Source organism: Streptomyces sp. NPDC054757 (assembly GCF_053612185.1).
Genome location: NZ_JBSHBW010000019.1, coordinates 133113 through 158983 on the forward strand (window position 1 = coordinate 133113; position 25871 = coordinate 158983).

Genomic DNA, 25871 nt, shown 5'->3' on the forward strand with positions numbered 1-25871 from the left:
CCGCCCGTACCCTTGTGGGGTGTGGGTCAGGTGAGCGCAGGCTCCGCCTGGGGTACGTCCATGTCGATACCGTCGAGCAACGAGTCTCCGTGGTGCTGGACTGCGGCGGCCAGCGCGTCGTTCTCGGACTGGATCCGTACGAGCTCGGATTCGAGGTCCTGGACGCGCTGCTGGAGCCGTCGCATCTCGGAGAGAAGTCGCGGGTCGGAACCGCCGACGTAACCGAGAAGCGCCTTTGCCATGATGGATGGTCCTCCACACTGAGTGACCGACCGTAGAGTGGTGGGTCGTAGGGGGAATCGCACCCGCGGAACTCGGCAGCCTCTGTTTCCCTGCTGTGTTTCCTGTTTTCTCTGCGTTTCACGCTGCCGAGCAGCTGAGGTGCGCGGGGCTTCCAGAGTCTCACCAAAAAGTTTGACGGTCAACACGATCACAGCCCGTATCGAAGGGCAGACCCGGGGGCACACGCCGGACAGCGTCCGGTGCGGCTCTCCTGCGGGGCCCAGGGGCGTGGAGATCATTCCTACTGCGGCAGCCTGGCACGGAGCGCCGTCATTGGCAACCACCAGGCTTTTTTCTGCCTCTCCCCTTGGCCGGGGGCGGATGAGCGGGCCCTCCGGGACGCCGCAGGGGCCGACCCTTTCAGCGGATCTCGAAGCTCTGGTAGACACCGCGGGGAGTGTCCCAGATCTCAGTGACACCGTCGACGCGTCCGGGTGTGTCGGCCGACCTCAGCCACTCCAGGAGAAGGTCGCAGTTCTCCCGCGGCCCCTCGGCGACGACCTGCACCCTGCCGTCCTCCAGATTGAGCGCGAATCCGGTGAGCCCGCCAATCCGCAGAGCGTTCGCCCTGGTGAACCAGCGGAACCCCACGCCCTGGACCTTGCCGCGCACCCAGGCCGCGAGCCGTACGTCTTCGTTCATGTCTGCACGCTAACCGGCCGATCGCCCCGGTGGCACTTCGCCCCCGGGCCTCATGGGCTACAGTCCCGAGCCAGTGAACTTCACCCGTACGGGTGAGTCACGCCGACGCCGACGCCGAGCACGAGGAAGGGCACCGCGCATGGGACGCCACAGCCGCTCCGCCGCCGGACCCGACGCCGCCGACGATCCGGCGGCCACCGGGAACCGGCGGCCGGACCGGGCGCACGGCAGAGGCCGGCGCTCCTCTCCCGTACGCACCGGTCTGCTGGGAGTCTCGGCGGCCGTCGCGGTGGGCGCCGTGGCGGTGGCATCGGGGCTGCTGCCCGGGGGCGACACCTACACGGTGGGCGGCTCGGGCGGCAGCGACCAGGTCCGCGCCGACCCGGTGCCCGACCTCCAGACCCAGGGTGGCTCATCGGCCACCCCCACCCCGGGTGCCCCCTCCACACCGGCCGGCTCGGCCGCCGCACGGGCGCACACCCCTTCGGCCTCCCCGTCCCCGCACCGGCCGAAGACCTCCGCCGTGCCGTCGCAGCGTACGAAGAGCGGACTCGCCGCACGGAGCGGATCAGCCGGCACCCCGTCCACCCACAGGGCGGCCCCCACCACCGCGCCCCGCACGGAGGCCGCGCACACCGAAGCGGCCACCGGCGCCGAGAGCACGGCGGCGGCCGCGGTCCTGAACCTGGTCAACAAGGAGCGGGCCCAGGCCGGCTGCCGGCCGGTGCGGGCCGACGCGGATCTCGCCTCACTGGCCGGGGACTTCAGCGACGAGATGGCGTCCCGGGGCTTCTTCGACCACACCGATCCCGACGGGGCCACCCCGTGGGACCGGGCGGACAAGGCGGGTGTGAAGGGGCTGGGCGGCGAGAACATCGCGCGCGGCCAGGCGGACGCGGCCGCCGTGATGGACTCCTGGATGCACAGTCCCGGCCACCGCGCGAACATACTCAACTGCGACTTCACGACGCTCGGTGTGGGGGTCCACTTCGGCACCGGCGGCCCCTGGTGGACCCAGGACTTCGGCTACTGAACGGCTGCTGAACCGGCTCCGGCCGCCTGGACGCACACCGAGCCGCCCCGGCCGGCTCCCCGGCCGCACCGGCGCTCAGGCGCGCGGCGCTGCGGGCGGGCGCTGGCAGCGCGGGCAGAAGTAGCTCGACCGGTTCATCCAGGGGCGGCGGCGCATCGGTGTGCCGCAGCGCCGGCACGGCTCGTCCTCCCGCCCGTAGGCATCGAGCGAACGGTCGAAGTAGCCGGATTCGCCGTTCACATTGACGTAGAGGCTGTCGAAGCTGGTCCCGCCGGCCGCGAGGGCCTGGTTCATCACATCCCGTACATGGCCCAGGAGTTCCGCGGTCCGGGGGCGGGTGAGGGTGGCGGTGGGGCGCTCGTAGTGCAACCGGGCGCGCCAGAGCGCCTCGTCCGCGTAGATGTTGCCGACCCCGCTGATCAGCGACTGGTCCAGCAGGGCGCGCTTGACCGTGGTGCGGCGCAGCCGCAGCGCCGTGTAGAACGCGGCGTCGTCGAACTCCTCGTCCAGGGGGTCGCGGGCGATGTGCGCGATGACGTCGGGCAGCCCGTCAGGGGTGTTCGTATGCAGCGAGAGCCCGCCGAAGGTCCGCTGGTCGACGAAGCGCAGCTCGGTGCCCTCGGTGTCGTCGAAGCGGATACGGATCCGCAGATGCTTCTCGTCGGGGGCCGTCAAGGGCTGGACCAGGAGTTGTCCGCTCATCCCGAGATGGCCGAGGACCGAGTACGCGGCGCCGGGCTCCCCGCCCCCGGGTGCGGCAGGCGCGGCGGCCGGGGTGGCACAAGCCCCGGTACCGGCCGCGGCCTCCAGCGGCAGCCAGAGGTACTTCCCCCGGCGGCGGGCCGCACCGAACCGGTGCCCGCGCAGCGCCGCGGCGAAGTCCTCGCCCCCCGCGGTGTGACGGCGTACCGCACGGGGGTGCAGCACCTGCACATCCGCGACGGTGCGGCCGGCGACCCAGCGCTCCAGTCCGCGCCGTACGACTTCGACCTCGGGCAACTCGGGCACGCTGCTCCTCAGGGGTGGTTCATCAGGGGTGGCTCACCGGTGGGCGGTGAGGGGACGGGGAGGGACCATGAAAAGAACCGCCCGCCCCCCGGAGGGGACGGGCGGGAAAGAAACCGGCGTCAGGCCGAGGCCGTACCGGCGGCCGGAGCCGAAGAGGTGTCGGCGTCCTCTCCGTCAGCCGCGGGAGCGGACTCGGCCGCCACCGCGCGCTCTTCCGCCGCGGCGCTGATCGCACGCCACGCGGACTCCGCCGCCTGCTGTTCCGCTTCCTTCTTGCTGCGGCCGGTGCCGGTGCCGTACGAGACACCACCGACGCGAGCGGCAGCGGTGAAGGTCTTCTCGTGGTCCGGACCGGTCTCACTGACCAGATACTCCGGGACCCCGAGACCTTCGCTCGCGGTGAGTTCCTGGAGGCTGGTCTTCCAGTCCAGGCCCGCACCGAGGTTGGAGGACAGCTCGATGAGGGGGTCGAAGAGCCGGTGCACCAGCTCGGACGCCGCTTCGAGGCCCTGATCGAGATAGACGGCGCCGATCACCGCTTCCAGTGTGTCGGCGAGAATGGATGCCTTGTCCCGCCCGCCCGTGCCTTCTTCGCCCCGGCCGAGCCGGATGAAGAGACCGAGTTCGAGCCCGCGGCTCACCCCTGCGAGCGCACGCGAGTTGACCACCGCCGCCCGGAGCTTGGCCAGCTGGCCCTCCGGGAGGTCGGGGTGGGTGCGATAGAGCGTGTCCGTGACCACCAGACCGAGCACGGAGTCCCCGAGGAACTCCAGCCGCTCGTTGGTGGGCAGACCGCCGTTCTCGTACGCGTACGACCGGTGGGTCAGCGCACGCACCAGAAGGGCGGACTCGAGGGTGTACCCGAGCCGCCCTTCCAGAAGCGTGTGGGACGAGGCATTGTCCGTCTTGTTGACGTCAGACATTGCGCCTCTCACCAGCCGCTCAGACCTCGAGGACCTGGCGCTTGTTGTAGGTGCCGCAGCTCGGGCACGCGATGTGCTGGAGCTTCGGCTCCTGGCAGCGCTCGCACGCAACCAGGGTGGGGACCGCAGCCTTCCACTGCGACCGGCGGTGGCGCGTGTTGCTGCGCGACATCTTCCGCTTCGGAACAGCCACGGCTACTTCTCCTGCTTCTCGTCGACGCCAGGTTCGGCGCCGTCAACGTTGTCCTTCTCGCCGACCTGGCCGGTCCCGACGAGTCCCTGCAGCGCCGCCCAACGTGCGTCGACGGCGTCATGGTGGTGACCGGGTTCGTCGTCCAGCCTGATCCCGCATTCGGAACACAGACCGGAGCAATCCTCCCGGCACACCGGCTGCATCGGCAGTGCGAGCACCACCGCATCACGCAGCACGGGTTCGAGGTCGAACAAGCCGTCCTCAAGGGGGGTGATTTCCTCGTCCTCGTCGTCGGCACTGTCAGCCGGGTCCGCCTTCTTGCTGCGGCCCCGGTCGTCGGCTTCGGGGTACGAGAACATCTCCTGGAAATCCGCTTCGAGCTCTCGCTCCAGCGGCTCCAGACACCTTACGCACTCCCCCTTCGCGGTCGAACGGGCGGTGCCTGTGACAAGCACCCCGTCCATGACCGACTCAAGGCGGAGCTCCAGTTCTACGGGAGTGCCCTCCGGCACTCCGATGACCCCGTCGATACCGAAGTCCTTGGGGGCCGCGACCGAGCGGGTGAGCCGCTGGAGCGCACCGGGACGCCGGCCCAGCTCGTGTGTGTCGAACACGAGGGGGTTGCGGTGGTCGAGGCGCGCGTTCAGGGCTCTTCCTGCTTTCGGATCACTGAGGTCTGGGGGTGGGGGCGCCGCCGCGTCGGGGACCGTCCTGGGACCGTCGGAACGGGCAGCACGGATCACGGAGGTACGGGCGACCGAAGAGCCAGGATACTGGACCGGCCGCCGTAGACCCAATCGGCCCCTTCGGCCCCGGGCTACCGCCCCTGTTCGTACGCGCGCAGCTGATCCAGGTCGATCATGCTGGTGTCGAAGAGGCTGGTCTCGTCGAGGGCGCCCTGCTGCTGGGGCTGGTGTGCCTGCTGCTGGTGCTGGAGCTGGTCGGGCCCCGGGTAGCCGTAGCCGTCCTGCTGCTGGACGTGCTGCTGGTACGCGTACGGGTCGTGCTGGTAGGCGTACTGCTGCTGCTGGTACGCGTACGGGTCCTGCGGCTGCTGCTGGTAGCCGTACGGATCGTACTGCTGGACCGGTACGTCCGCCGGGTGCTGCGCCATCGCGTCCGGCTCCAGCTGGGCGGCCATCGGGACGGGCGCCTGGGCGGGCGGCCGGTCGGCGGCCGGGGCCTGCGGCTCGGCCAGGTCCGAGAGGAAGTCCGCGTCGCTGCTGTGCCTGCGGCCCATCTCGTCCTGCTCGGCCATGTGCAGACCCAGTTCGTCGGACGCGACCCGGCCGTGCAGCTTCTGCCTGCCGCGCCCCACCGCCTCCAGGGTCTTGGCCATGACGGCCTCGAAGGCGCCGAGCTTGGTGTCGACGTACTCGTCGGCGCGCAGCCGCAGCGTCTCGGGGTCCTGGCTGCGCTCCGGGGCCTCCGGGTCCTCGTAGCCCTCCTCGTCCAGGCCTGGGCCGCGGCCGAGCAGCTTCTCGCGGCCGCGGTCGACGGAGCCGATGGTCTTGGTGAGGACGACCTCGAAGTTCGCCAGCTTGGAGTCGACGTAGTCGTCGGCCTCGGCGCGGATCTCCTCGGCCTCCCTGCGGGCCTCGGCGAGCACCCGGTCGGCCTCGTCCTGGGACTGCCGGGCGACCTCGGTGTCGGAGATGAGGGAGCCGCGCTGGGCGTGCGCCGCCTCGATGATCCGCTCGGCCTCGTCCCTGGCCTGCTCGACCAGCTGCTCGCGGCCGCCGATCAGCTCCTCGGCCTGGGCCAGGGAGCCCGGCAGGGCGTCCCGCACCTCCTGGAGCATCGCCAGCAGCTCGGCGCGGTTGACCACGCAGGAGGCGGACATGGGCATGGACCTGGCACTGCCGACCGTGTCGACGATCTCGTCGAGCTTCTTCTGCACGTCCACCGTGTGCGCCACCTGTTCTTCCGGCCTGGAGACGGACGGGGACGACTGTACGGCCAGTGGGCGCCCGCCCGACACCTGGTGACGGTTCGTCAGTTCACCGTGCGGCCGTCATCCGGGCCGCCGCCGGCCGTCAGCCGGCGTCCCGCTTCTCACGGAGCCGCTGGGTGAGGGCCTCGCGGACCAGCGGGGGCAGCAGGTGCGAGACGTCGCCGCCCCAGGTCGCGACCTCCTTGACCAGGCTGGAGGAGAGGAAGCTGTACGTCGGGTTGGTGGGGACGAAGAGCGTCTCGACGCCGGAGAGCCCGTTGTTCATCTGGGCCATCTGCAGCTCGTAGTCGAAGTCGCTGACCGCGCGGAGCCCCTTCACGATGGCGGGGATGTCGCGCTGCTTGCAGAAGTCGACGAGGAGGCCGTGGAACGACTCGACCTCGACGTTCCCGAAGTCGGCCGTGACCTCCCGGATCAGGTCCATCCGCTCCTCGACGGAGAAGAGACCCTGCTTCGACTGGTTGATCATCACGGCCACGTGTACGACGTCGTACAGCCTGGAGGCACGGGCGATGATGTCGAGGTGTCCATTGGTGATGGGGTCGAATGACCCCGGACAGACGGCGCGGCGCAACTGAAGTCCCTCGCTCCCGGGTCCGGTCATCGTGCGTCTTCGCACGGAGAGGCGGCGCGACCGTACCAAAGCGTGGCCTCGCCGTACCGGCGGGCCCGCAGCGGCTCAAATCCCCTGGGCCACGTGAACTCCCCGCCTCTTGTGCTCCGTTCCACCGTGCCGAGGGCGCCCTCGGTGAGCCACCCCTGGGCACGGAGTGTGAGCAGGATCTCGCGAAGATCGTCATCGGTGACGGCGTACGGCGGATCCAGGAAGACCACGTCGTACGGGGCCTCCGGTGCCGGTCCCGTCACGATCTGCTCCGCTTTGCCGGTCCGCACCTCGGCCCCGGGGAGACCGAGCGTGCGGACGTTGTCGCGGACCGTGGCCACGGCCCGGGGGTCCGCCTCGACCAGCAGGGCGTGCGCCGCACCACGGGAGAGTGCCTCAAGGCCGACGGCGCCCGACCCGGCGTACAGATCGGCGATCCGGGCCCCGTCCAGGGTGCCGAGCAGCGCTCCCCAGGTGGAGAAGAGCCCTTCGCGCGCACGGTCGGATGTGGGGCGGGTGCCGTTGCCCGGCGGTACGGCGAGGCGGCGCCCGCCTGCCGTACCGGCGATCACGCGGGTCATCTCAGTCCTTCTCGGTGGGGCGGAGTCTCTCCTGGTGGGGCTCCTGTCCCGGCCAGTGTCTCAGCCCTTGTCGAGGTACCGCTCGCGCTCCTGGTCGAGGAGGGCGTCCAGGGCGGTGCGCAGGGCGGGCAGCCCGGTGAGCTCCGGGTCGGCGGCGACGACCTGGGCGGCCTCCTCGCGGGCCGCCGCGATGATCTCCTCGTCGTCGATGACGGCGAGCATCCGCAGCGATGAGCGCACCCCGGACTGGGCCTGGCCCAGCACATCGCCCTCGCGGCGCTGTTCGAGGTCGATACGGGACAGCTCGAAGCCGTCGAGCGTGGCGGCGACCGCACCGAGCCTGGCACGCGCGGGACCGGCCTCGTGGGCCTCGGTCACCAGGAGGCAGAGGCCGGGCGCCGAGCCCCGGCCCACCCGGCCGCGCAGCTGGTGCAGTTGCGATACGCCGAACCGGTCGGCGTCCATGATCACCATGACGGTGGCGTTGGGCACGTTGACCCCGACCTCGATGACGGTCGTCGCGACCAGTACATCCACCTCGCCGGCCGCGAAGCGGCGCATGACGTCGTCCTTGTCGTCCGGCGCCATCCGCCCGTGCAGCACCTCGACGCGCAGCCCTTCGAGCGGCCCGGACCTGAGCTTCCCGGCGGTCTCGACCACCGCGAGCGGGGGCCGTTTGTCGGCGTCCGGGCCGGCGTCGGGCGCCTCGGTCACCTCCTCGGACGCGGGCTTCCGCTTCCCGGGCTCGTCGTCGCCGTCCCCGATGCGCGGGCACACCACATACGCCTGGTGGCCGTTCTCCGTCTCCTCGCGCACCCGCTCCCAGGCGCGGGCCAGGAAGTGGGGTTTGTCGCTGGCCGGTACGACATGGGTGGCGATCGGTGAACGGCCCGCCGGGAGCTGGTCGAGCACGGAGGTCTCCAGGTCCCCGAAGACCGTCATGGCGACCGTACGGGGAATGGGCGTGGCCGTCATGACCAGCAGATGGGGCGGCTGCTTCCCCTTGCCCCGCAGTGCGTCGCGCTGCTCCACACCGAAGCGGTGCTGCTCGTCCACGACGACCAGGCCGAGATCGTGGAACTGGACCTTGTCCTCGATGAGCGCATGGGTGCCGATGACGAGCCCCGCATCGCCGGTGACCAGATCGAGCAGCGCCTTGCGGCGGGCGGCGGCCCCCATGGAACCGGTCAGCAGCACGACCCTGGTGGAGTGCTCGGCCCCGCCGAGCATCCCGCCTTCGGCCAGCTCGCCCATCATCTCGGTGATGGAGCGGTGGTGCTGCTGGGCGAGCACCTCGGTGGGCGCGAGCAGGGCGGCCTGGCCGCCGGCGTCGACGACCGCGAGCATCGCCCGCAGGGCGACCATGGTCTTGCCCGAGCCGACCTCCCCCTGGAGCAGCCGGTGCATCGGGTGCTCGGTCGCGAGACCGGTGAAGATCTCCGCGGTGACCTTCCGCTGTCCCTCAGTGAGAGTGAAGGGGAGCCTGGCGTCGAAGGCGTCGAGCAGCCCGCCCGGTACGGGCTTCCTCGCCACCGCGGGCAGCTGGGTCTCGGCGTGGCGCCGCCGGGCCAGCGCGACCTGGAGGACGAAGGCCTCGTCCCACTTCAGCCGGGACCGCGCCGTCGCGACATCGGCCTTCGACCGCGGGCGGTGCACCTTCTGCAGCGCGTCGGGCAGTGTGGTCAGCCCACGCCCGTCGCGCAGCGCGGGCGGCAGCGGGTCGGCGGCCTCCAGGGCCGCGGGCAGTACGGCGTCGACGGCCTTGGCGATCTTCCAGGACTCCAGGCCCTTGCAGGCCGGATAGATGGGGATCAGCTCGTTCGCCCAGGCCTCGACGGCGCCCGCGTCGGTGTCGGCGTCCAGCAGTTCGTACGTGGGGTGGGCGAGCTGGAACCTCTGGTTGAACTGGGAGACCTTGCCCGCGAACATCGCACGGCGGCCGGGGAGCAGCTCCTTGTGGGGCTTGTGGATGCCCTTGCCGAAGAAGACGAGCTGCAGCCGGCCGCTGCCGTCGGTGATGTTGACCTCCAGGCGCCGCCCCCTGCCCTGGTTGAAGGTGAGCACCCGGGCGTCGGCGACCTGGGCGAAGACGGTGACGTGTTCGTCCAGGGGCAGTTCGGTGAGCCGGGTCAGCTCACCGCGCTCCGCGTATCTGCGCGGGTAGTGGTGGAGGAGGTCGCCGACCGTGTGCAGGTCGAGCTGGTCGGCCATCACCTTGGCGGTGGGGGCGCCGAGCGTGTTCTTGAGAGGTTCATCGAGCGCGGGCACGCGGTCCATTGCACACCATGGGTCCGACAGCGGGGGTGCGGCGGCCGCGGATTGCCGCTACTCGACCCCGATCAGCAGCGGGGCCGCCTGGCGGCCGCCGTCGTAGACCACCGTGTCGACCGCCAGGTGCCCGCCGCGAACGAACCCCTCAAGGCGGTCGGCGAGCGAGGCCGGCACCCCGTCGCCCAGGACCAGCGTGACCAGTTCGCCGCCCGCGGAGAGCATCCGGTGGAGGACGGTCTCCGCCGTGGTGGCCAGGTCCGCGCCGATCACCGCCACATCGCCGTCGATCAGCCCCAGTACGTCGCCGGCCTGGCAGATGCCCGCCGACGTCCAGGACTGCCGCTCGGCGAGGGCCAGTTCGGCGTAGCGGGTGGCGCCGGCCGCCGCGGTCATCGCGACGACGTCCTCGTCGAAGCGCCGCTCGGGCTCGTGCACGGCCAGCGCGGCGACGCCCTGGACCGCGGCCCGGGTGGGGACGAGGGCCACCCGTACGCCCTCCGCCCTGGCCTGTTCGGCCGCCGCTGCCGCCGTGTGGCGCAGCTCGGCGTCGTTGGGCAGCAGCACCACCTCGCGGGCGTGCGCGCGGCGGATCGCGTCGACCAGTTCGCCGCTGGCGGGCGGCTCCCCCGGGCGGGCCAGCACGGTGGCGGCCCCGGCCTCCTGGCACAGGGCCGCCAGCCCTTCGCCGGGGACGACGGCGACCACCGCGCGCTGGACCCGCTCGGGCGCCGGGGTCCCGGCCGCGCCGAAGTGGGTGATGCGGATCCGGTACGGACGGCCCGCGTCGACTCCGGCCTCCACAGCCGCCCCGGCGTCGTCCACATGGACATGGACGTTCCAGAGGCCGTCGCCGCCGACGACGACGAGGGAGTCGCCGAGGCCGTCCAGCCGGGTGCGGAGCCGGTCCACGGCGTCGTCGCCGGCCTCCAGGAGGTAGATCACCTCGAAGGCGGGGCCGCCGTCGGCCGGGCACTCGTCGGTGAAGTGCGGGGGCAGCACGGCGGGGGCGCGCCGCCGCTCGGGTGCCGGGGTCTCGCCGGAGAACGCCCCGGCCAGCGCGGCGAGCACGTCCACAAGTCCCCGGCCGCCGGCGTCCACGACGCCCGCGCGGCCGAGCACGGCGAGCTGTCCGGGGGTGGCTTCCAGCGCCGTGCGCGCCCCTTCGTACGCCGCCCGCGCCACCGCCGTGCAGCCGGCGCGGGTACGTGCGGGAGCGGACCCGGGAGCAGGGACGGGAGCGGACGCAGGAGCAGGGACGGGAGCAAGGACGGGGGCAGAGGCGAGGGCGGCGGTGTCCGTACGGGAGGCGGCGGAGGAGGTGCCCGTACCGGCGGCCGCAGCGGCTTCGGCCGCCGCGGTGGCCACGGTCAGGACCGTGCCCTCCACCGGGTGCGCGACCGCCCGGTACGCCGATTCCGCCGCCCGCCGGAGCGCCTCGCCCAGCAGCCCCGCGTGATCATCATCACCGCCCGGGGACCCGGGTTCCCCCCGGGGCGCTCCGAGCACCTCGGCCATTCCGCGCAGCAGCTGGGCCAGGATCGTGCCCGAGTTGCCGCGGGCCCCGATGAGCGCGCCGTGTGCCATCGCCCGTACCGCGTCCGCGAGTGCGGGGACCGAGCCTCCGGCGCCGGGACCGTCGGCGGTGCCGGAACCGCCCACGGTCCCGTGTGCCACGAAGACCGCCTCCACCGCCTGGGCCGCGGATTCCATGGTCAGGTAGAGGTTGGTCCCGGTGTCCCCGTCGGCGACCGGATAGACGTTGATCGCGTCGATCTCCTCGCGGTCCCTGCCCAGCGCCTCCAGCGCCAGTGAGCACCAGGTGCGGACCACGACCGCGTCCATGGTGTCGGGCGGCTGCGGCACCTGAACCTCCTTGAGCAGCGGGGTTGCACCGCAGGGTAGCCCCCGGCCGGGAGGCGGGACGGGGCCAGGACCGGGAAGGGGGCGGTGCCGGCCATGGTAGTTTCGTTCCACCGGCGCAGTCGTTGTATGCTGCTTCGGTTGCCCGATGAGAATCGGGCCATTCCTCCGGTACCGCCACTTCAGTCAATGATTCCGGCGCGCCGGAATTCACTGTAAGTGCACCTGAAGTCTTTGGAGTGACCCGTGGCTGCCAACTGCGACGTCTGCGGCAAGGGGCCGGGCTTCGGCAACAACATTTCGCACTCGCACCGCCGTACTCCGCGTCGCTGGAATCCCAACATCCAGCGCGTGCGTGCAGTGGTCGGTCGGACGCCGAAGCGGCTCAACGTCTGCACCTCGTGCATCAAGGCCGGCAAGGTCTCGCGCTAATTCGTGGTGCTCCCCGCCTGTGCGGGGACTGGCCCCGCCGACGTTTCGTCGTAGCGCAGCCCCTTGCGGTTGCCTTGAAAAGCCGGTCCACCTCGGTGGACCGGCTTTTTCGCGTGCCCGTGCGGGGAATTCAGCGCTTCACCGGCGGAACCGCCAGCCGTGGTCGACCGGTCCGATGCCCGAGCCGAGCGGGAATCCGGCCGCGATGGCGCCGGTGACGTACTCCTTGGCGGCGGCCACCGCGCCGGGCACGGTCAGACCGTGTGCCAGCTGCGCTGCGATCGCCGAGGCGAGTGTGCATCCGGTGCCGTGCGTATGGCGGTTGTCGAACCGGGGCGCCCGCAGCCAGTGCTCCTCGCTGCCGTCGGTGAGCAGGTCCACCGCGTCACCCGCGAGATGACCGCCCTTGACCAGCACCCAGTCCGGGCCGTGGGCGAGCACGGCCGCGGCCGCCCGCGGCAGATCGGCCTCGCTCTCCACCCGGACCCCGGTGAGCTGCGCCACCTCGTCCAGGTTGGGGGTGGCGACGGTGGCCACCGGCAGCAGCAGCTTCCGTACCGAGTCGAGCGCCGAAGCGGCGAGCAGCGGGTCGCCGTGCTTGGAGACCCCCACCGGGTCGACGACCACCGGGGCGCGGGTCCCGGCCAGCAGACCGGCCACGGTCTCCACCAGTTCGGCCGACGCCAGCATCCCGGTCTTCACCGCGTCGACGCCGATGTCGTCGACGACCGCGCGGTACTGGGCGCGTACGGCGTCGGCCGGCAGCTCCCACGCACCCTGCACGCCCTGTGAGTTCTGGGCCGTGACCGCGGTGAGCACGCTCATGCCGTGCACCCCGAGTGCCAGCATCGTCTTCAGGTCGGCCTGGATGCCGGCGCCGCCGCCGGAGTCCGATCCGGCGACGGTGAGGACCAGCGGTGGCGCGGTCATGACGGGTCCTCCCCGAAGTGGTCCCAGCCGCCCTTGCTGGTCCACGGCGCACCGTCGACCGTCACATGGGGCAGCGCGGAGGGGTTGACCACCTCGCCGATCACCTTCCAGCGTGCGGGCAGTTTCACCTCCGGCGGGAAGGTCGCGACGATCGCGTGGTCCTCTCCCCCGGTGAGCACCCACTGGAGCGGGTCCACACCGACGGCCTGGCCGATGTCGCTCATCTGCGTGGGGATGTCGATGAGCCCCGCCCGCAGGTCGATCCGGACCTTGCTGGCCTCGGCGATGTGCCCGAGGTCGGCCACCAGCCCGTCGCTGACATCGGTCATGGCGGTGGCGCCGAGTCCGGCGGCCGCGGGGCCCGCGTGGTACGGCGGTTCGGGGCGCCGGTGCGCCTCCACGAAGGCGCGGGGCGAGCGGAATCCGCGGGAGAGCACCGCGAACCCGGCGGCGGACCAGCCGAGCCATCCGGTGACGGCCACCACGTCGCCCGGCCCGGCGCCTGATCTGGTGACCGGTTCATGGCCGCGCAGATCGCCGAGTGCGGTGATGGAGACGGTGATCGTCTCTCCGCGTACGACATCGCCCCCGACCACGGCCGCCCCCGCCACCTGGCACTCGTCGCGGATCCCGTCCATCAGCTCGGTGGGCCAGGTGACCGGGAGGTCGGCCGGCACGACGAGCCCGAGGAGGATCGCGGTGGGGACCGCGCCCATGGCCGCGATGTCCGCGAGGTTCTGCGCCGCGGCCTTGCGGCCCACGTCGTACGCGGTGGACCAGTCCCGGCGGAAGTGCCGCCCCTCCAGCAGGATGTCCGTGCTCGCCACGACCCGCCGGTCGGGGGCGGAGACAACCGCGGCGTCGTCGCCGGGCCCCAGCCGTACCGCCGGGGTCGTCGTGAGCCGGGAGGTGAGCTCTCCGATCAGCCCGAACTCCCCGAGCTCCCCCACAGTGCCCTTCATCGCCCGTCGCCTCTCCTCATGATCCGGACCTCGTGTCCGGGCCGCCCGCCGGCCTGTCTGCCAGGGGATGTGCCCCTGTGCCCGGTACGCCCCGGTCGGCTTGCGCTCGCGGGCCCCCACCGCCGTGGGTACCGTCAATCAGGTACGTCAACTCTGTATCCCTTGCGCCCCGTACGCGTGTGACTGCCGGGTGCGCGGGTCTCCCCGCCGCCCGGAAGGACGCGATACCGTGGCGTCCCTTTCTCTCCCCCACATGATCCTCGTGGCCGCCTTGGAGGTTCCGTGGTACAGGCGTACATCCTCATTCAGACCGAAGTGGGCAAGGCGACAGCCGTCGCCGGGCTGGTGGCGAAGCTCCCCGGGGTGATCCAGGCCGAGGACGTGACCGGCCCGTACGACGTGATCGTGCGCGCCCAGGCCGACACCGTCGACGAGCTCGGCCGCATGGTGGTCGCCAGAGTCCAGCAAGTGGAAGGCATCACCCGCACCCTGACCTGCCCGGTCGTCCATCTGTAGCCCCCTCTACGCTGAGCCGGTGAAGTTCCGTCGCCTCCGGCTCCTGTCCCTTTCCGCCGCTGCCCTGCTGCTGGCGGCCGCGGGCTGTTCCTCGACCGACGACAGGGCGTCCGTCGCGGTTCCCGAACCTCCCGCGGCCCAGGTGAAGCTCTGCCGGGCGCTCGACAAGGAGCTGCCGAAGACCGTCGCGGGGCTGACCCGCGGCGATCCGGAGCCCGCGTCCGAACTGACCGCCGCCTGGGGGGATGCGGCGATCGTACTGCGCTGCGGGGTACCGCGCCCCGCGGAGATGGACGACTCCCAGGCCAAGGCCGTGGACGCGAACGGGGTCAACTGGCTGCTGGAGCAGCGGGACAGCGGACCCCGGTTCACGACCACATACCGCAAGGCGTACGTCGAGGTGACCCTCGGGCAGAAGTACGCCCATGACGCCACCCCGCTCTCGGAGTTCGCGGCGGCCGTCAGGAAGACGGATCCGTCCAGCCTCTGAGGGCAGGGCGGCGGACGGTCTCAGCGCAGCCCCGTGGAGCGGCTGACCGCGGCCTGGATCAGCCGGTCCACCAGCTCCGGGTAGCCGACGCCGCTCTCCTGCCACATCCGCGGGTACATCGAGATCGGTGTGAAGCCCGGCATGGTGTTGATCTCGTTGATGACGAACCCGCCGTCCTCGGTGAGGAAGAAGTCGGCGCGCACCAGGCCCTCGCAGGACACCGCGTCGAACGCCTCGACCGCGAGCCGCTGCACCTCGGCGGTCTCCTCCGCGGTCAGCGGTGCGGGCACCATGCCCTGCGCCGACTCACCGGGGATGTACTTCGCCTCGAAGTCGTAGAAGTCGTGGGAGGTGACCGGGGGGATCTCGGCGGGCACGCTGGCCCGGGGCCCGTCTTCGAACTCCAGCACCCCGCACTCGATCTCTCGGCCGCGCAGCAGCGCCTCGACCAGCACCTTGGGGTCGTGGCGCCGGGCCTCCTCGACGGCCTCGTCGAGACCGGCCAGTGAGTCGACCTTGGTGATGCCCATCGAGGAACCGCCGCGGGCAGGCTTGATGAAGAGCGGCCAGCCGTGTTCACCCGCGAAGTCCACGATCTTCTTGCGGGCGGCGGCCGGGTCCAGGCTCCACTCGCGGGGGCGGATCACCTCGTACGGGCCGACCGGCAGCCCGCAGGAGAGGAAGACCCGCTTCATGTACTCCTTGTCCTGGCCCACGGCGGAGGCGAGGACACCCGCGCCGACATAGGGCACTCCGGAGAGTTCGAGCAGCCCCTGCAGGGTGCCGTCCTCGCCGTAGGGGCCGTGCAGCACCGGGAAGACCACGTCGACTTCGCCCAGCGCCTTGGGCACCGCGCCCGGCTCGCTGTAGACGACTTCGCGGTTGCCGGGGTCGACGGAGAGCACCACGGCGCCCTCGGCACCCTCGGCGATCGCGGCCACCGACGGCATGGCGCGGTCGGTGATGGCCATCCGCTCGGGATCGTCCGCGGTCAGCGCCCAGCGGCCGTCCGTGGTGATGCCGATGGGCAGTACGTCGTACTTCGTCCGGTCGATGGCGCGCAGGACGGCGCCCGCTGTGACCACCGAGATGGCGTGTTCGGAGCTGCGCCCGCCGAAGACAACCGCCACACGCGGCTTACGACGCTGCTGCTCAGGGCTCTGGGATGAGTTCTCGCTGCTCATATCGCGTTGAGGGTACCTGCTGGTACCTGCCGAGTCAGCGCCGCTCGGCCTTGGCGCTGCGGGACATCAGTTCCCTCAGCGCGACGACCGGCGCCTTCCCGTGGTGGACGATGTCCACCACCGTTTCCGTGATGGGCATTTCGACGCCGTGCCTGCGGGCCAGATCGGCCACCGACTCACAGGACTTGACGCCCTCGGCCGTCTGGCTGGTGGCCTCGATGGTCTGCTGGAGCGTCATGCCCCGGCCGAGGTTGGTGCCGAAGGTGTGGTTGCGGGAGAGCGGCGACGAGCAGGTGGCCACCAGGTCGCCCAGACCCGCGAGTCCGGAGAAGGTCAGCGGATCCGCGCCCATCGCCAGGCCCAGACGGGTGGTCTCGGCGAGTCCCCGGGTGATCAGCGAACCCTTGGCGTTGTCACCGAGCCCCATGCCGTCGGCGATGCCGACGGCGAGGCCGATCACGTTCTTGACGGCGCCGCCCAGCTCGCAGCCGACGACGTCGGTGTTGGTGTACGGGCGGAAGTACGCGGTGTGGCAGGCGGTCTGGAGCCGCTGCGCGACCGCCTCGTCGCTGCAGGCGACGACGGCGGCGGCGGGCATCCGGCCGGCGATCTCCTTGGCCAGGTTGGGCCCGGTGAGTACGGCGACGCGCTCGGCGGGGACCTTGCCGACCTCCTCGATGACCTCGCTCATCCGCTTGGCCGTGCCGAGTTCGACGCCCTTCATCAGCGAGACGAGGACGGTGCCGGGGTGCAGCAGCCCGGTCCAGTCGGCCAGGTTGGCGCGGAGCGTCTGCGAGGGCACGGCGAGCACGGTGAACTCCGCGTCGCGGGCGGCCTCCGCGGGGTCGGCGGTGGCCCGTACCGACGCGGGGAGTTCGATCCCCGGCAGATAGTCGGGGTTGGTGCGGGTGGTGTTGATGGCGTCGGCGAGAGCGGCACGGCGGCCCCAGAGGGCCACCTCGCATCCCGCGTCGGCGAGGACCATGGCGAAGGCCGTGCCCCAGGATCCGTTGCCGAAGACCGCTGCTCGCGTCACGTGGTGCCCTCTCCTGCGGCCTTGCGGCGCTCTGCGGCGCGGGCCTTGCGGTGGTCGTACGGTTCGGCGGGGGCCTGCTCGCCCCGCAGCTCCTCCAACAGGGCGGTGACGGCAGCCATGATGGCCTCGGTCGCCTCCCGCAGCACCTCGGGCGTCGGGTCCTTGCCGTAGAACCGCGCCAGGTCCACCGGCGGCCCCGCCTTGACCTGGAGGGTCTTCCGCGGGAAGAGCCGGAGCTTCTTCTCCTTGGCGTACGGCGGCATCGCGAGGTTGGCGCCCCACTGGGCCACCGGGATGACCGGCGCCTTGGTGAGCAGCGCCGCCCGTGCGACCCCGCTCTTGGCGGTCATCGGCCACTGACCCGGGTCGCGGGTGAGGGTGCCCTCGGGGTAGAAGGCGACGCACTGTCCCTTCTCGACCGCCGTCACGGCGGCCCGGAAGGCGCCGAAGGCGTTGGAGGACTCGCGGTAGACGGGGATCTGGCCGGTGCCGCGCAGCAGCGTTCCGACGACGGGCACCTTGAAGAGCGCCGATTTGGCCAGGAACCGGGGGACCTTGCCGGTGTTGTACTGGAAGTGGCCGTAGGAGAACATGTCGAGATACGAGTTGTGATTGACAGCGGTGATGAATCCGCCATCATCCGGAATGTGTTCCATTCCGCTCCAGTCCCGCTTGAACAGAACCAGCAGCGGCGGTTTAGCAATGACCGCCGCGAGGCGGTACCAGAAGCCGATTCTGCGGCCGGACACTCGGACACCTTCCTCTTGAACCTCAACGCTGCCTGGCTGCCGGACACCGTCTGTCGCCCCAGGCCCCTGCTCTGTCGAGAACACCGTACGCCCGGCCCGGCCCGCCCGGTATCGCGGGCCCGGGCGACAATGGGGCCGATGCCGAACACGGAGCGGACCGTCAACTGGTCCCTGGTCGTACCCCTGAAGCCCTTGTCGCTGGCGAAGAGCAGACTCGCGCCGACCGCCTCCGACACGGTGCGTCCCGGACTCGCGCTGGCCTTCGCACAGGACACCGTGGCGGCGGCGCTTGCCTGTTCCGCCGTGCGCGATGTGGCCGTCGTCACCAACGACGCGGTGGCCGCCGCCGAACTGACCGCGCTGGGTGCCCGGATTGTGCCGGATACGGCGGCGCCGGGCCTGAACCCCGCACTGGCACACGGCGCGCGTGCGGTCCGCGCGGTGCGCCCCGGGGCCGCCGTGGCGGCACTGAACGCCGACCTCCCCGCGCTGCGCCCGGCGGAATTGCGGCGGGTGCTCGACCGGGCCGCTGAATTCCCCCGTGCATTTCTCACGGATGCCGCCGGAATCGGTACGACTTTGCTGACGGCGCGGCCCGGTACGGAATTGAGCCCGGCATTCGGCGGGCTGTCACGGGCCCGGCATTCCGCGTCGGGGGCGGTGGAAATTCTGCTCGGGGACGTCCACTCGGTCCGCCAGGACGTGGACACCGGTGCGGATCTGCTGGCCGCTGCCGCCCTCGGGCTCGGCCCTTACACGGCCCGCCGGTACGCGGCGTTCACCGGGGAGCAGGGGATCACGGGCCCGCCGGGCGGCCCCGTGGACACCGGGACCGCGGGGCCGCCCCCGGCGGATCCTGCGGCCCGCGCGTAGCCGCCTCGCCCCTATCCGTCCGTGCCCGCCCTGCCCGCAGCCGCCCCGCCCGCAGCCGGGAGAGCCGTGACCGGACGCCGTAAGCTGCGCACATGCAGGCGACCGCGTACACGTACGACCCCGAGACCCGCAGCGGCAGTGTGCTGCTCGACGACGGCACCCCGGTGGATTTCGGCGCCGCGGCCTTCGACGCGGGGGGCCTGCGACTGCTGCGGCCCGGACAGCGCGTACGGATCGAGACCGCGGAGAGCAGCGGTGACGGTGGCAGCGCCCCGCGGGTCACGCTGGTGACGCTCCAGACGTTCTGACCCCGGGGGCTCTCCCCGGGCGTTGTACCACCAAGCGTCCTCGGACGCACCGCGGGCCGGACTCCCCGAGGGAGTCCGGCCCGACGCGTGGTTGGCCCTGCCGCTCACTTCTTCCGGGCGGTGGCCTTCTTGGCGGTGGTCTTGCGCGCCGTGGTCTTCTTGGCCGGGGCCTTCTTCGCCACGGCCTTCTTGGCCGGCGCCGTCTTCTTCGCGGTCGCCTTCTTGGCGGTGGCGGCCTTCTTCGCCGGGGTCGCCGACTTCGTGGCCGCCTTCTTGGCGGTGGTGGCCTTCTTCGCGGCGGTGGCCTTCTTGGCCGCCGTCGTCTTCTTGGCGGCGGTCTTCGCCGTCGTGGTCTTCTTCGCGGCCGTCTTCTTGGCGGCGGTGGCCTTCTTCGCTGCGGCCTTCTTGACTGCCGTACGGGTGGAAGCACCGCCCGAGAGGCTGCCCTTGGGGGCCTTCTTCACGGCCACGTCGTTCTTCGGGAGCTTCTTCGAGCCGCTGACGAGGTCCTTGAAGCCCTGGCCCGCCCGGAAGCGCGGCACCGAGGTCTTCTTGACCCGTACGCGCTCACCCGTCTGCGGGTTGCGGGCGTAACGGGCCGGACGGTCGACCTTCTCGAACGAGCCGAAGCCGGTGACCGACACACGGTCCCCGCCGACAACTGCGCGGACGATCGCGTCCAGTACGGCATCGACAGCGTCTGCGGCCTGCTGGCGGCCACCGACCTTGTCGGCAATGGCCTCTACGAGCTGCGCCTTGTTCACGTCTTCCCCTTCGGAGACATTGCCCGAACGAAACTGTTCAGGCTTTTTCGCACGTTAGGCAGATATATACCGCAAATCAAACACGAAACGGTCTAATCACCCTTGTGCCGCAACGAACTCAACCGTCACGGAGATCCACCAAGGGAGTTGCCATCGGGGAATCGACCCTCGTCGAGGTCCTTCATCAGCCGATCCAGCCGCGTTGCTGCATCGGTGAGATCGTGCTTCGCCGCGGCCGTGATGACCAACAGCTTCCGGGACAGCGCCATCCGTACGCCCTCCGGGACTTGCAGTTCACGCACCCTCGCGTGCGCTTCTTTCAATTGTTCGGCGACTTCCGCGTAAAGCTTGAGTTGGTTGTCGCGTTCCATGCGCCGATTGTGCCATCTGGGGCGAGTTGTCGCCCGGCGGGGGCTCAACAAGCGACTGCGCCCCCTGCCGGGCGGCAGGGGGCGCAGTCTTGGGAACGTGCTGCTCAGACCTCAATTGTGCGTGGTTTGAAGGCGGGTCGGGCCGCCTCGTAGGCCGTGATGTCCGCTTCGTTCTGAAGGGTGAGGCTGATGTCGTCCAGGCCGTTCATCAGGCGCCAGCGGGCGTTCTCGTCCAGCTCGAAGTCCGCGGTGATGCCCTCGGCGCGCACCTGACGGTTCTCCAGGTCCACGGTGACTTCGGCGGCCGGGTCGGCCTCCGTCAGCGTCCAGATGGCCTCCACGACCTTCTGGTCGAGAACCACGGTCAGCAGACCGTTCTTCAGCGAATTGCCGCGGAAGATGTCGGCGAACCGGGACGAGATGACGGCCTTGAAGCCGAAGTTCTGCAGGGCCCACACGGCGTGCTCACGGGAGGAGCCGGTGCCGAAGTCGCGGCCCGCCACCAGCACCGTGGCGCCTGCGCGCTCCGGGCGGTTGAGCACGAACTCGGGGTCTTTGCGCCACGCCTCGAAGAGCCCGTCCTCGAAACCGTCGCGGGTGACCTTCTTCAGCCAGTGGGCCGGGATGATCTGGTCGGTGTCGACGTTCCCGCGGCGCAGCGGGACGGCCCGGCCGGTGTGCTGGATGAAAGCTTCCATGGAACTCAGGCCTCCACGAGGGTCGGGGAGTCGGACAGGTCGGCGGGCGATGCCAGATGGCCGAGGACCGCGGTGGCTGCGGCCACCTGCGGGGAGACCAGGTGGGTACGGCCGCCCTTGCCCTGCCTGCCCTCGAAGTTGCGGTTGGAGGTGGAGGCGCAGCGCTCACCGGGTGCGAGCTGGTCGGGGTTCATGCCCAGGCACATCGAGCAGCCCGCGTGCCGCCATTCGGCGCCCGCGGCGGTGAAGACCTTGTCCAGGCCCTCCTCGACGGCCTGCAGCGCGACCCGTACCGAACCGGGGACGACCAGCATCCGCATGCCGTCGGCGACGGTGCGGCCCTTCAGCAGGGCGGCGGCGCTGCGCAGGTCCTCGATCCGGCCGTTGGTGCAGGAACCCACGAAGACCGTGTCGACCTTGATGTCGCGCAGCGGCTGGCCCGCGGTCAACCCCATGTACTCCAGGGCCTTTTCGGCGGCCAGGCGCTCCGATGCGTCCTCGTACGAAGCCGGGTCGGGGACGCTGGCGGAAAGCGGTGCGCCCTGGCCGGGGTTGGTGCCCCAGGTGACGAACGGGGCCAGCTCGGAGCCGTTGATGAAGACCTCGGCGTCGAACACCGCGTCGTCGTCGGTGCGCAGCGTCTTCCAGTACTCGACCGCGGCGTCCCACTCGGCGCCCTGCGGGGCGTGGTCGCGGCCCTTGAGGTAGTCGAAGGTGGTCTGGTCGGGGGCGATCATCCCGGCCCGCGCGCCCGCCTCGATCGACATGTTGCAGATGGTCATCCGGGCTTCCATCGACAGCTTCTCGATGGCGGAGCCGCGGTACTCCAGGATGTAGCCCTGTCCGCCGCCGGTGCCGATCCGGGCGATGGTCGCGAGGATGAGGTCCTTGGCCGTGACGCCCTCGGCCAGTTCGCCCTCGACCGTGATGGCCATGGTCATGGGGCGGGCCATCGGCAGCGTCTGGGTCGCCAGCACATGCTCGACCTGGGAGGTGCCGATGCCGAACGCCAGCGCGCCGAACGCGCCGTGCGTGGAGGTGTGGCTGTCACCGCAGACCACGGTGGTCCCCGGCTGGGTCAGACCCAGCTGCGGTCCCACGACGTGGACGACGCCCTGCTCGACGTCGCCCAGCGGGTGCAGACGTACGCCGAAATCCGCGCAGTTCTTGCGCAGCGTCTCCAGCTGGACACGGGAGACCGGGTCCGCGATCGGCTTGTCGATGTCGAGGGTGGGGGTGTTGTGGTCCTCGGTGGCGATGGTGAGGTCGAGGCGCCGCACCGGCCGGCCGTTCTGGCGCAGACCGTCGAAAGCCTGCGGGCTCGTCACTTCGTGCAGCAGGTGCAGATCGATGAAGAGAAGGTCGGGCTCGCCTTCGGCGCGCCTGACGACATGGTCGTCCCAGACCTTCTCCGCGAGTGTCCTACCCATCGCTTTCCCTCCGGCCGGCGTCCTCGCCGGCCCAACTAGAAATCGGGCGTCCCCGTCCGGACCCCCGTACCGGGCGCGCAACTGCGAACCGTCGTACGGCCGCCCCTACAGGTTGGCAAGTTCCCTGGAAAATTGAACTTGCGTTTCACAGAGTGAGACGCGAGTATCGTTGCATGGACAACTCTAGCGGCGTCGGCGTTCTCGACAAGGCAGCTCTGGTATTGAGCGCTCTGGAGTCCGGCCCGGCCACCCTCGCCGGGCTGGTCGCGGCGACCGGGCTCGCACGACCCACGGCACACCGGCTCGCCGTGGCACTGGAACACCACCGGCTGGTGGCGAGGGACATGCAGGGCCGGTTCATACTCGGCCCACGCCTCTCGGAGCTGGCCGCAGCGGCGGGCGAGGACCGCCTGCTCGCCACGGCCGGACCCGTACTGACGCATCTGCGCGATGTCACGGGCGAGAGCGCCCAGCTCTACCGCCGCCAGGGCGACATGCGGATCTGCGTGGCGGCGGCCGAGCGTCTCTCCGGGCTGCGGGACACCGTCCCGGTCGGCTCCACGCTCACCATGAAGGCCGGTTCATCGGCGCAGATCCTGATGGGCTGGGAGGAGCCGGAGCGGCTCCACCGCGGGCTCCAGGGCGCCCGGTTCACCGCGACGGCGCTCTCCGGCGTACGGCGCAGGGGCTGGGCCCAGTCGATCGGCGAGCGCGAGCCGGGGGTGGCGTCCGTCTCCGCCCCGGTGCGCGGCCCATCGAACCGGGTGGTCGCCGCCGTCTCGGTGTCCGGCCCGATCGAGCGGCTCACCCGCCACCCCGGCCGGATGCACGCCCAGGCGGTCATCGACGCCGCAGGACGGCTCTCCGAGGCCCTGCGCCGCACCAGCTGACACGCACCCCGCCCCTCCCCAGGTCTCCCGGCCGCTCAACCCGCCCCGGCGGGCCGCCCCAGCGTCGTGGCAGCCCGCGCAACGCGCCGCTCAGCCCGCGTCGGACCGGGTGCGCGCCCCCGAGCGGTGCGCGAGACGGTCCGCCGCCGCGCGGCCCCGCCCCTCGACCGGCAGCACACCGGTCGCCGCCGCCAGCCCACGGACCGGCATATCGGCGTAGATGGATTCGTACGACCCCTCCGGCACGATGTACGTCTCGTGCCAGAGCCCCACATGCTGGCGGGACTTGCGCTCCTTGCGGTTGACCATGGCCCACGCCCTGCGGTGGAACATGTCGGGAGCGCTCGCGTACGCGTACAGCTTCTCCTTGGACTCCCAGTACTGCACGACGTAGTACGTGCGCGGTGACGCCGTCAGGAGCGTGTAGCCGAGGAGCCCCCGGCTCTTGTCCCTGCCCAACTCCCTGAGCATGCGCGGCATCGCCATCAGGACCGGCAGCCAGTGGTGCACCCCCCGGAAGTGGTTGATGCGCATCCCGATCAGCAGGACGACCACATCACCTTCAGCGGCTGCGGTCGTCCGGCCCGGAATCGGTTTCGCGAACATGGCGTCCCCCTTCGCCGTACGGGACGGCAGATATATTGGATAGCGCCACTATCCATTGACGAGATGGTGGCACCGCCTGCGAGGCGGCGCAAGGGAAGGCACCAGGAATGCGACTGTCGGAACTGAGTGAGCGCAGTGGGGTCCCGGCCGCGACGATCAAGTACTACCTGCGGGAGCAGCTGCTGCCGCCCGGCCACCGGATCAGTGCGACCCAGTCCGACTACGACGAGTCCCATCTGCGCCGGCTGCGTCTGGTACGGGCGTTGATCCAGGTCGGCCGGCTCCCGGTGGCGACGGCGCGGGAGGTACTCGGGCATGTCGACGACGCGTCCCTGGGCCGCACGATCCGGCTGGGGGCCGCACTCTGGTCGCTGCCGCACGGGCCAGAACCGGACGAGGAGGCGCCGGAGACGGCCGCCGCCCGCGACGAGGTCGCCCGCCTCCTCGACCAGCTGGGCTGGGCGAGCGTACGGGAGATCGGCGAGCTCTCCCCCGTCCACCGTTCACTGGTGGCCCTGGTGGCCACCCGGCTGCGGCTGGGCTACCCCTGCGACACCGCGTACCTGGTCCAGCAGGCCCGGCTGATGCACCAAGTGGCCCGGCAGAACCTGGACATGATGGAGACGTACCCGTCGGAGAAGGAGCAGGTGGAGTCGGCCGTCGTCTCTACCGTGCTCCATGAGCCGCTGCTGGCTTCGCTGCACAGGCTGGCGCAGCAGGAGGAGTCCGCGCGGCGCTACGGGCTGTGAGAGGGCGGGAGTTGGGCCTCCGGGCCGCCGAACCGCCTTACGCAGAAGGGCCCTTCGCCGAAGCGAAGGGCCCTTCCTGTCCTGTACCCCCGACCGGATTCGAACCGGCGCTACTGCCGTGAGAGGGCAGCGTGCTAGGCCGCTACACAACGGGGGCTTGTACTGCAATATCTCGTACTGCAACATACGGTGCGGTGATTCACCGCTGATCCTGCGCTGGGCTACCAGGACTCGAACCTAGAATGACGGTACCAGAAACCGTTGTGTTGCCAATTACACCATAGCCCATGGTGGAGTACCCCCGACCGGATTCGAACCGGCGCTACTGCCGTGAGAGGGCAGCGTGCTAGGCCGCTACACAACGGGGGCCCTGGCGATCCTGCATCAAGTCGGCCGGGTGCGACCCTGATCGACTCACGGGAAGGATCTGTACCCCCGACCGGATTCGAACCGGCGCTACTGCCGTGAGAGGGCAGCGTGCTAGGCCGCTACACAACGGGGGCTTGTACTGCGAGACGTACTGCAAGATGCGTTACTGCTGATCCTGCGCTGGGCTACCAGGACTCGAACCTAGAATGACGGTACCAGAAACCGTTGTGTTGCCAATTACACCATAGCCCAATGAAACGCAACCCCTCAGGGGTCTTGTTCCGCTCGCGCTGTCCGCTCCGGCCTTTCGGCCCGCTCGGGCGGCGCAGAAAGAACATTACCCGAAGGTGGACGGCGCTCCAAAACGGGTATCGCCCCGCAGCAGCCCGGGAAGCCGGTCCAGCGCGGTGATCCGGTCCAGTTCGGGCCGTCCGCCGAGGTCGGCCCGGTCCAGCCAGACCGCCCGCAGACCCGCCGCGAGCGCCCCCGCGGCGTCGATGTCCGGATGGTCTCCCACGTACAGCACCTCGGCCGGATCGAGCCGCATGGCGTCACAGGCGGCCTGGAAGGCGCCGGCCGCCGGCTTGGCCACCCCCAGGTCGGCGGCGCAGACCAGTATCTCGAACCGGTCGCGTATGCCGAGGGTGCGGAGCTTGCGGTCCTGGTTGTGGGCGGCCGAGTTCGAGAGGAGGCCGTGCCGGTAGCCGGACGCGAGGGCGTCGAGCGCCGGGACGGTGTCCGGGAAGAGCGCCCAGGCGGCCTCGTAGTGCGCCAGGTGCCGGGCGAACCAGGCGTCGGCCTCCTGGTCGCTCAGCTCCGTACCGGTGAAGATCCGCACCCGCTCACGGCGCTGGCCCTCCCAGTCGGTCTCCCCCGCGGCGAATCTCGCCCACTGTGCGTCGGTGATCTCCCGCCAGCGCACGAGGGCCTGCTCGACGGAGGTGTATCCGTCGGGCAGGCCCTCGGCCTTCAGATGCTCCCGCAGCCCCGTACGGTCGGCGCTGGTGTAGTCGAAGATCGTGTCGTCGATGTCCCAGAGGACCGCTCGGATGGGCATATGCACCAGCTTAGGGTCTGTCCGGCCGATCTTCGTGGATCAGTCCGCGGCGTCTGGTGCGGTGCCTCGCAAGGCGGAGGATCGCCCCTGTACTGGACGTACCGGG

At 70.8% G+C, this 25871-nt stretch carries 30 protein-coding genes and 5 tRNA genes; 8 read left to right on the forward strand and 27 right to left on the reverse strand.

What is annotated here, in order from left to right:
• Positions 1-26: 26 nt before the first annotated feature.
• Positions 27-242 (reverse strand): hypothetical protein, encoded by a 216-nt coding sequence (locus ACWGKJ_RS22410; protein WP_164267867.1) that lies wholly within the window; start codon positions 240-242, stop codon positions 27-29.
• A gap of 400 nt (positions 243-642) precedes the next feature.
• The gene (locus ACWGKJ_RS22415; RefSeq protein ID WP_385021674.1) at positions 643-924 is read right to left on the reverse strand and encodes an acylphosphatase; all 282 of its coding nucleotides are present in this window, start codon (positions 922-924) and stop codon (positions 643-645) included.
• A gap of 139 nt (positions 925-1063) precedes the next feature.
• Here ACWGKJ_RS22415 and ACWGKJ_RS22420 point away from each other — a divergent pair, with 139 nt between their 5' ends.
• Entirely contained in the window at positions 1064-1957 is an 894-nt protein-coding gene (locus ACWGKJ_RS22420; RefSeq protein WP_385021671.1) for a CAP domain-containing protein, read from the forward strand.
• Between the two features lie 75 nt (positions 1958-2032).
• On the opposite strand, the gene mutM is transcribed toward ACWGKJ_RS22420, so the two are convergent.
• The 9 genes from mutM to ACWGKJ_RS22465 all read right to left on the reverse strand — a co-directional run bounded on the left by mutM (position 2033) and on the right by ACWGKJ_RS22465 (position 11354).
• Positions 2033-2965 carry a bifunctional DNA-formamidopyrimidine glycosylase/DNA-(apurinic or apyrimidinic site) lyase gene (gene mutM / locus ACWGKJ_RS22425; protein WP_385021668.1) on the reverse strand — a complete coding sequence of 311 codons (933 nt, stop codon included), beginning with the start codon at positions 2963-2965 and terminating at the stop codon, positions 2033-2035.
• Between the two features lie 119 nt (positions 2966-3084).
• Positions 3085-3888, reverse strand: coding sequence for a ribonuclease III (gene rnc, locus ACWGKJ_RS22430; protein WP_385021665.1), 804 nt, complete (start codon positions 3886-3888; stop codon positions 3085-3087).
• A gap of 19 nt (positions 3889-3907) precedes the next feature.
• Positions 3908-4081 (reverse strand): 50S ribosomal protein L32, encoded by a 174-nt coding sequence (gene rpmF / locus ACWGKJ_RS22435; RefSeq protein WP_030753522.1) that lies wholly within the window; start codon positions 4079-4081, stop codon positions 3908-3910.
• Between the two features lie 2 nt (positions 4082-4083).
• Positions 4084-4728, reverse strand: a complete 645-nt coding sequence (locus ACWGKJ_RS22440) for a YceD family protein (protein WP_385021763.1) — start codon at positions 4726-4728, stop codon at positions 4084-4086.
• 170 nt (positions 4729-4898) lie between these two features.
• Positions 4899-5987, reverse strand: a complete 1089-nt coding sequence (locus ACWGKJ_RS22445; RefSeq protein ID WP_385021761.1) for an ATP synthase F0 subunit B — start codon at positions 5985-5987, stop codon at positions 4899-4901.
• Positions 5988-6117: 130 nt separating this feature from the next.
• The gene (gene coaD / locus ACWGKJ_RS22450; protein ID WP_385021758.1) at positions 6118-6609 is read right to left on the reverse strand and encodes a pantetheine-phosphate adenylyltransferase; all 492 of its coding nucleotides are present in this window, start codon (positions 6607-6609) and stop codon (positions 6118-6120) included.
• Between the two features lie 26 nt (positions 6610-6635).
• Complete coding sequence (rsmD, locus tag ACWGKJ_RS22455) at positions 6636-7220, reverse strand: 16S rRNA (guanine(966)-N(2))-methyltransferase RsmD (protein WP_385021661.1); 585 nt, start codon at positions 7218-7220, stop codon at positions 6636-6638.
• 60 nt (positions 7221-7280) lie between these two features.
• Complete coding sequence (recG, locus tag ACWGKJ_RS22460) at positions 7281-9497, reverse strand: ATP-dependent DNA helicase RecG (RefSeq protein ID WP_385021658.1); 2217 nt, start codon at positions 9495-9497, stop codon at positions 7281-7283.
• A 48-nt stretch (positions 9498-9545) separates the two neighbouring features.
• Positions 9546-11354: a DAK2 domain-containing protein gene (locus tag ACWGKJ_RS22465; protein WP_385021655.1), complete on the reverse strand. Its 1809-nt coding sequence runs from the start codon at positions 11352-11354 to the stop codon at positions 9546-9548.
• Between the two features lie 243 nt (positions 11355-11597).
• Here ACWGKJ_RS22465 and rpmB point away from each other — a divergent pair, with 243 nt between their 5' ends.
• On the forward strand, positions 11598-11783 hold the full coding sequence (gene rpmB / locus ACWGKJ_RS22470) for a 50S ribosomal protein L28 (RefSeq protein WP_015036441.1): 186 nt from the start codon (positions 11598-11600) through the stop codon (positions 11781-11783).
• A 138-nt stretch (positions 11784-11921) separates the two neighbouring features.
• On the opposite strand, the gene thiD is transcribed toward rpmB, so the two are convergent.
• Both thiD and ACWGKJ_RS22480 read right to left on the reverse strand, forming a co-directional pair.
• Positions 11922-12713, reverse strand: coding sequence for a bifunctional hydroxymethylpyrimidine kinase/phosphomethylpyrimidine kinase (gene thiD / locus ACWGKJ_RS22475; protein ID WP_385021652.1), 792 nt, complete (start codon positions 12711-12713; stop codon positions 11922-11924).
• Positions 12710-13675: a thiamine-phosphate kinase gene (locus ACWGKJ_RS22480; RefSeq protein WP_385021649.1), complete on the reverse strand. Its 966-nt coding sequence runs from the start codon at positions 13673-13675 to the stop codon at positions 12710-12712. The genes thiD and ACWGKJ_RS22480 overlap by 4 nt, the downstream gene beginning before the upstream one ends.
• 282 nt (positions 13676-13957) lie before the next feature.
• Between ACWGKJ_RS22480 and ACWGKJ_RS22485 the strand changes: the two genes are divergently transcribed.
• Complete coding sequence (locus ACWGKJ_RS22485) at positions 13958-14191, forward strand: Lrp/AsnC ligand binding domain-containing protein (protein WP_385021646.1); 234 nt, start codon at positions 13958-13960, stop codon at positions 14189-14191.
• A 19-nt stretch (positions 14192-14210) separates the two neighbouring features.
• The gene (locus ACWGKJ_RS22490) at positions 14211-14681 is read left to right on the forward strand and encodes a DUF3515 domain-containing protein (RefSeq protein ID WP_385021643.1); all 471 of its coding nucleotides are present in this window, start codon (positions 14211-14213) and stop codon (positions 14679-14681) included.
• A gap of 20 nt (positions 14682-14701) precedes the next feature.
• Here ACWGKJ_RS22490 and ACWGKJ_RS22495 read toward each other — a convergent pair whose 3' ends face one another.
• Genes ACWGKJ_RS22495 through ACWGKJ_RS22505 form a run of 3 tightly spaced genes read right to left on the reverse strand, consistent with a single transcriptional unit; the run spans position 14702 to position 17650 of the window.
• Positions 14702-15865: a D-alanine--D-alanine ligase family protein gene (locus tag ACWGKJ_RS22495; RefSeq protein WP_385021639.1), complete on the reverse strand. Its 1164-nt coding sequence runs from the start codon at positions 15863-15865 to the stop codon at positions 14702-14704.
• Between the two features lie 34 nt (positions 15866-15899).
• On the reverse strand, positions 15900-16901 hold the full coding sequence (locus ACWGKJ_RS22500) for an NAD(P)H-dependent glycerol-3-phosphate dehydrogenase (RefSeq protein ID WP_385021636.1): 1002 nt from the start codon (positions 16899-16901) through the stop codon (positions 15900-15902).
• Positions 16898-17650 (reverse strand): lysophospholipid acyltransferase family protein, encoded by a 753-nt coding sequence (locus tag ACWGKJ_RS22505; RefSeq protein ID WP_385021633.1) that lies wholly within the window; start codon positions 17648-17650, stop codon positions 16898-16900. Before ACWGKJ_RS22505 ends, ACWGKJ_RS22500 begins: the two co-directional genes overlap by 4 nt.
• Before the next feature lie 138 nt (positions 17651-17788).
• On the opposite strand from ACWGKJ_RS22505, the gene cofC reads away from it, so the two are divergent.
• Complete coding sequence (gene cofC, locus ACWGKJ_RS22510) at positions 17789-18523, forward strand: 2-phospho-L-lactate guanylyltransferase (RefSeq protein ID WP_385021630.1); 735 nt, start codon at positions 17789-17791, stop codon at positions 18521-18523.
• A 92-nt stretch (positions 18524-18615) separates the two neighbouring features.
• Positions 18616-18831, forward strand: coding sequence for a hypothetical protein (locus tag ACWGKJ_RS22515; protein ID WP_385021627.1), 216 nt, complete (start codon positions 18616-18618; stop codon positions 18829-18831).
• 104 nt (positions 18832-18935) lie between these two features.
• On the opposite strand, the gene ACWGKJ_RS22520 is transcribed toward ACWGKJ_RS22515, so the two are convergent.
• The 4 genes from ACWGKJ_RS22520 to leuC all read right to left on the reverse strand — a co-directional run bounded on the left by ACWGKJ_RS22520 (position 18936) and on the right by leuC (position 22094).
• Positions 18936-19595: an HU family DNA-binding protein gene (locus ACWGKJ_RS22520; RefSeq protein ID WP_385021624.1), complete on the reverse strand. Its 660-nt coding sequence runs from the start codon at positions 19593-19595 to the stop codon at positions 18936-18938.
• A gap of 125 nt (positions 19596-19720) precedes the next feature.
• On the reverse strand, positions 19721-19966 hold the full coding sequence (locus tag ACWGKJ_RS22525; protein ID WP_164265355.1) for an SCO5555 family protein: 246 nt from the start codon (positions 19964-19966) through the stop codon (positions 19721-19723).
• A gap of 104 nt (positions 19967-20070) precedes the next feature.
• Positions 20071-20664: a 3-isopropylmalate dehydratase small subunit gene (gene leuD / locus ACWGKJ_RS22530; RefSeq protein ID WP_385021619.1), complete on the reverse strand. Its 594-nt coding sequence runs from the start codon at positions 20662-20664 to the stop codon at positions 20071-20073.
• 5 nt (positions 20665-20669) lie between these two features.
• Positions 20670-22094, reverse strand: coding sequence for a 3-isopropylmalate dehydratase large subunit (gene leuC / locus ACWGKJ_RS22535; RefSeq protein WP_385021616.1), 1425 nt, complete (start codon positions 22092-22094; stop codon positions 20670-20672).
• A gap of 173 nt (positions 22095-22267) precedes the next feature.
• On the opposite strand from leuC, the gene ndgR reads away from it, so the two are divergent.
• Positions 22268-22984 (forward strand): IclR family transcriptional regulator NdgR, encoded by a 717-nt coding sequence (gene ndgR, locus ACWGKJ_RS22540; protein WP_164265352.1) that lies wholly within the window; start codon positions 22268-22270, stop codon positions 22982-22984.
• A gap of 90 nt (positions 22985-23074) precedes the next feature.
• Here ndgR and ACWGKJ_RS22545 read toward each other — a convergent pair whose 3' ends face one another.
• Positions 23075-23590, reverse strand: coding sequence for a DUF4188 domain-containing protein (locus ACWGKJ_RS22545; protein WP_385021612.1), 516 nt, complete (start codon positions 23588-23590; stop codon positions 23075-23077).
• Between the two features lie 107 nt (positions 23591-23697).
• Between ACWGKJ_RS22545 and ACWGKJ_RS22550 the strand changes: the two genes are divergently transcribed.
• Positions 23698-24339, forward strand: coding sequence for a MerR family transcriptional regulator (locus tag ACWGKJ_RS22550; RefSeq protein ID WP_385021609.1), 642 nt, complete (start codon positions 23698-23700; stop codon positions 24337-24339).
• Positions 24340-24423: 84 nt separating this feature from the next.
• Here the strand turns inward: ACWGKJ_RS22550 and ACWGKJ_RS22555 are convergent.
• The 6 genes from ACWGKJ_RS22555 to ACWGKJ_RS22580 form a co-directional block, all read right to left on the reverse strand.
• A tRNA-Glu gene (locus ACWGKJ_RS22555) sits at positions 24424-24496 on the reverse strand.
• A gap of 59 nt (positions 24497-24555) precedes the next feature.
• A tRNA-Gln gene (locus ACWGKJ_RS22560) sits at positions 24556-24627 on the reverse strand.
• Between the two features lie 8 nt (positions 24628-24635).
• Positions 24636-24708, reverse strand: a tRNA-Glu gene (locus ACWGKJ_RS22565).
• Positions 24709-24769: 61 nt separating this feature from the next.
• Positions 24770-24842, reverse strand: a tRNA-Glu gene (locus ACWGKJ_RS22570).
• A 46-nt stretch (positions 24843-24888) separates the two neighbouring features.
• Positions 24889-24960: transfer RNA gene (locus ACWGKJ_RS22575), tRNA-Gln, on the reverse strand.
• 85 nt (positions 24961-25045) lie between these two features.
• Positions 25046-25765 (reverse strand): HAD family hydrolase, encoded by a 720-nt coding sequence (locus ACWGKJ_RS22580; protein WP_385021606.1) that lies wholly within the window; start codon positions 25763-25765, stop codon positions 25046-25048.
• Positions 25766-25871 lie beyond the last annotated feature (106 nt).

Coding starts and splice junctions, on each gene's coding strand:
- ACWGKJ_RS22410 (WP_164267867.1), bottom strand. CDS start 242: ATGGCAAAGGCGCTTCTCGGTTACGTCGGCGGTTCCGACCCGCGACTT.
- ACWGKJ_RS22415 (WP_385021674.1), bottom strand. CDS start 924: ATGAACGAAGACGTACGGCTCGCGGCCTGGGTGCGCGGCAAGGTCCAG.
- ACWGKJ_RS22420 (WP_385021671.1), top strand. CDS start 1,064: ATGGGACGCCACAGCCGCTCCGCCGCCGGACCCGACGCCGCCGACGAT.
- rnc (WP_385021665.1), bottom strand. CDS start 3,888: ATGTCTGACGTCAACAAGACGGACAATGCCTCGTCCCACACGCTTCTG.
- rsmD (WP_385021661.1), bottom strand. CDS start 7,220: ATGACCCGCGTGATCGCCGGTACGGCAGGCGGGCGCCGCCTCGCCGTA.
- recG (WP_385021658.1), bottom strand. CDS start 9,497: ATGGACCGCGTGCCCGCGCTCGATGAACCTCTCAAGAACACGCTCGGC.
- thiD (WP_385021652.1), bottom strand. CDS start 12,713: ATGACCGCGCCACCGCTGGTCCTCACCGTCGCCGGATCGGACTCCGGC.
- ACWGKJ_RS22480 (WP_385021649.1), bottom strand. CDS start 13,675: ATGAAGGGCACTGTGGGGGAGCTCGGGGAGTTCGGGCTGATCGGAGAG.
- ACWGKJ_RS22495 (WP_385021639.1), bottom strand. CDS start 15,865: ATGAGCAGCGAGAACTCATCCCAGAGCCCTGAGCAGCAGCGTCGTAAG.
- cofC (WP_385021630.1), top strand. CDS start 17,789: ATGCCGAACACGGAGCGGACCGTCAACTGGTCCCTGGTCGTACCCCTG.
- ACWGKJ_RS22515 (WP_385021627.1), top strand. CDS start 18,616: ATGCAGGCGACCGCGTACACGTACGACCCCGAGACCCGCAGCGGCAGT.
- ACWGKJ_RS22525 (WP_164265355.1), bottom strand. CDS start 19,966: ATGGAACGCGACAACCAACTCAAGCTTTACGCGGAAGTCGCCGAACAA.
- leuD (WP_385021619.1), bottom strand. CDS start 20,664: ATGGAAGCTTTCATCCAGCACACCGGCCGGGCCGTCCCGCTGCGCCGC.
- leuC (WP_385021616.1), bottom strand. CDS start 22,094: ATGGGTAGGACACTCGCGGAGAAGGTCTGGGACGACCATGTCGTCAGG.
- ndgR (WP_164265352.1), top strand. CDS start 22,268: ATGGACAACTCTAGCGGCGTCGGCGTTCTCGACAAGGCAGCTCTGGTA.
- ACWGKJ_RS22545 (WP_385021612.1), bottom strand. CDS start 23,590: ATGTTCGCGAAACCGATTCCGGGCCGGACGACCGCAGCCGCTGAAGGT.
- ACWGKJ_RS22550 (WP_385021609.1), top strand. CDS start 23,698: ATGCGACTGTCGGAACTGAGTGAGCGCAGTGGGGTCCCGGCCGCGACG.
- ACWGKJ_RS22580 (WP_385021606.1), bottom strand. CDS start 25,765: ATGCCCATCCGAGCGGTCCTCTGGGACATCGACGACACGATCTTCGAC.